The organism is Flavobacterium sp. (assembly GCF_029242675.1).
GTDB lineage: Bacteria > Bacteroidota > Bacteroidia > Flavobacteriales > Flavobacteriaceae > Flavobacterium.
Genome location: NZ_JAQWTM010000238.1, coordinates 1 through 3,596, shown reverse-complemented (window position 1 = coordinate 3,596; position 3,596 = coordinate 1). Strand labels below are relative to the sequence as shown.

Sequence of the window (3,596 nt, the reverse complement as noted above, 5' to 3'; positions counted from 1 at the left end):
TGAAATTGAGCATCACGGTCATAAATGTCACACAATAAAACTACTTGTTTCTGGCTATCATAATTCACAAAAAATCCAGAAGCGCTGTCGCAATGCGTCCTAATACTTACCTTAGGCATGCGCGGTCTTTCTTCTTTTCTTTCTATATCTGCTATTTCTTGAGCTATCTTTAAAACCTCATTAGTATCTAATACCGGTAACTGCAACATTGTTATGAAATCCATATTTGTATCTATTTTTATATTCATTACAAATTTGGAGCAATACCATAAATTTTTACTAACCGTATTCCGTGATATTTAAATCTAATCATTAGCTAAAAACTATTTCTTTCCATGTTAAAAAATAGTTGAAGAAGAAGAAAAAAGAATTTAAAAAGAAAACCTGCTCCCAAAAAAAGGAACAGGCTTTCAAAAAAAAAATAAACAAAACAACTTAATTATACCCCTGATTCTGTGTGAACTCTTTAGTCACATCAATCGTAGATTGCGGAATAGGGAAATATCTTCTAAATGGTTGTGAAAGCGGTTTTGCTGTGTAAGCCAAATCAAACTTTCCAAAGCGGATCATTTGGGGGCGACGGTACATTTCCCAATACATTTCAAAACCTAATTCCTTATATAATATTTCTTTATCGATTGTAGTAATAGCAGCACCTGGCTGATTACCGAATAAAGATTCTCTCTTTCGGCTAGTGCGCAGCATGTTTACATCAGCAAGTGCTTGCGCATTCATTCCTTTTCTAAAGTACGCTTCGGCACGCATTGTATAAATTCCCCCTAAACGAAATAAAGGTATATCTACATTGCTGGATCCATTGCCTTCTTCAGGATCAAATTCGAATTTAAAAATACGTGCCCCTCTATTGATTTGGTTTTGTGCAAATACAGCTTGTGATGGATTATCAAAATTAAGTTCTGGAGTAAAATCCATACGAGTTGTTGTGCTTTTCTCCATGTACAATGGCGAAACTTTAATGCGATTGTCTGCAGTCATTTCAAACTTACCCGAAGAAATTAGCTTTGGACCGTATTGTGGTCCAACATTTATTCCAGCATTAAAGTGGAACCATGGCAGTGCATTACTATTTGCAACAATATCTGTAGCGGGAACACTAGCTGTGGTACCGTCATTTTTAAACCAAGTTCCGTCACCATACTGATAGCTGCGTTGAAATCTTGGGTCTTCATGGTTACCGTTCCAACTTGCATAAAATTCTGGTGTTGTGCAAGCGGCATTCGTTCCTCTATTTGCTGGCGAAGCTTTTTGATTGCGTTCTACACATACATAAGCAAAACTATTTGAACCATTTCTAATGTAATCTATCTTTTGACTTACAGCAAATATCAACTCACTGCCGTTTGCATTATCGATAGAAAAGTTTTTAAAGTAATTACTTTCTAAACTAAATTTCCCTGAATTAATCAACAACGATGAATAGTAAATCACACGATCCATGTCAGTGCCGGTACCACTAACAGCCGCTTCAGCAAAATTAAAATTAGAACTCGCATTGTAACGGTCTTTTAATGTAGCACGATTTAAATACATTGTTGTCAACAAACCATAAGCCGCTTGTTTCGTAAATCTTCCGTGATGCGTAGATTGTGTTCCAAAATCAGCTAAGTCTGGCAATACAGCTTCAACATCTAAAATGAGATCATCTATCGCTGTTTCAGCTTTCAATACAACTAAATCTGCTTTAGGATTTAAAGGATCTCTAGATGGTGCTTGTCCAAATAAATCCAAAGTGGTGTAGGTGTAAAAGGCTAGCAGTCCTTTGGCTTCCGCCAAAAATAACTTCTTTTCAGGGTTATTGCTTTCTTCGATAGATTGAATTGCAGTTAAAGAACGTGTAATTCCATTAGTTAACATATTCCAGTTTCCTGATATAACTGCATTAGCAGAAGCCCAAGTAAATTCATGCATAGCACGCCATTTACCTCCATCACCCCAGTCACTTCCGCGAGTAGGTAATAATGCTACATCAGTTGTATATTCCTGCATTGCAAATACTCCTGAATGATCTACAAAAGTTCCATCTCCTAATCGATCGTATGCTGCAGCAAGTGCACCTGCCGGATTAGAAGTGCTTTCGCCAAGGACCTCATCTAATACTTGTTCGTCTAAATTTGTACAATTGGTAAATAGCAAAGCTACAGCGCAAATTGTAAAAAGGTTTCTATAAATTTTTCTGTGTGTATTCATCGTTTATAATTTTAAAATTGCTCCAAAACTGTAAGTTCTCGAAGTAGGATAACTAGTGTAATCAATACCTATAGATTGATTTCCACCGCTTGATTTCGGACTATTAACTAATGGATCGTATCCTGAATAATTTGTAATTGTGAATAAGTTTTGACCCGTTGCGTATAAAGTCAAACCGTTCAACCAGTTTAGATTTTTTAAATTGAAGGTATATCCTATTCTTGCTGTGTTTAAGCGAATAAAATCTGATTTCTCTAAGAAAAGAGTTGATAATATAGGAGCATTTGACGCATTTGCTCCTGACTCATAATAGTCTGTGGCTACATTTCTATCTGAAGCCAAGTTGTTAATATTCAGCGCATTTAAGCCCGTATTATTTAAAAGGTAACCTCCGCTTTGTCCAATAATTGACAATGACAAACTAAAATTTTTATATTTTAAATCACTGTTGAATCCGTAGTAGAATGTTGGAAGTGCACCTTCTATAATCACTCTGTCCGAATTATCAATTTTACCATCTCCATTTGTATCCTTAAAGATATTAGCGCCTTGGTCATCAAAGCCGATATGATCTAACATATAAAAAGAACCAGCTGCATAACCGCTTTTATAAATATTAGCTACCACTCCAGATTGTCCCGGTCCAGATACTGAACCTGTTAAGATTTCAGAAACTGGTAGATCTTCAATTTTATTTTTCAAGGTGGCACCATTTGCATCAATGTTCCAAGAGAAGTTATCCGTATTGATCACTTTCGATCCTAATGAAACTTCGAGACCTTTATTAATAATTTTCCCGTCAATGTTTGTCCATATCGTTGTGGTAGGACTTAAGGTTTGAGACGGAATATTTAAAATAGCATCAGTAGTGGTTTTATTGAAATAATCTACCGTTCCATAAATTTTGTCTTTCAATAAATTAAAGTCAAGACCAACATTATACTGAGTTACTACCCCCCATTTTAAATCTGGATTGGGTGTTCTGTTTACAGTAATTCCGTTTACTAAATTTAAATCATTATATAAATAGTATCCATCAGCACCTGACAAGGAATAACTCGCTTGTGTAATTTTATTCTCTACTTCTTGATTACCTGTTTGTCCCCAACTGCTTCGTAGTTTTAAATTATCAACAGCAGCGACATCAACTAAAAATTTTTCTTTTGCAATATTCCATCCTAGTGCAAACGAAGGAAAGTATCCGTACTTATTATTTTTACCAAAACGAGTAGAGCCATCGGCACGCATTGAAGCCGTCAAAAGGTACTTTTCATTTAAAGTATAATTCACACGTCCAAAATAAGATTGTAACTCGTTTTCTTGTGCATAACCTGATACTCCTGATTGAATCCCTGCAAATCCAGGATTAATTGCTGGTTTTACTCCAG

Annotated in this window: 2 protein-coding genes and 1 pseudogene; all 3 read right to left on the bottom strand. The window is 35.6% G+C overall.

Annotated elements, in window-relative coordinates:
• Window positions 1-248, bottom strand: a pseudogene (locus P8M54_RS08865) (hypothetical protein); the annotation flags it as partial.
• Between the two features lie 187 nt (window positions 249-435).
• Entirely contained in the window at window positions 436-2,208 is a 1,773-nt protein-coding gene (locus tag P8M54_RS08860; protein ID WP_300287355.1) for a RagB/SusD family nutrient uptake outer membrane protein, read from the bottom strand.
• Window positions 2,209-2,211: 3 nt separating this feature from the next.
• A partial coding sequence (locus P8M54_RS08855) for a TonB-dependent receptor (protein ID WP_300287353.1) occupies window positions 2,212-3,596 on the bottom strand: 1,385 nt, incomplete at its 5' end.

Coding starts and splice junctions, on each gene's coding strand:
- P8M54_RS08860 (WP_300287355.1), bottom strand. CDS start 2,208: ATGAATACACACAGAAAAATTTATAGAAACCTTTTTACAATTTGCGCT.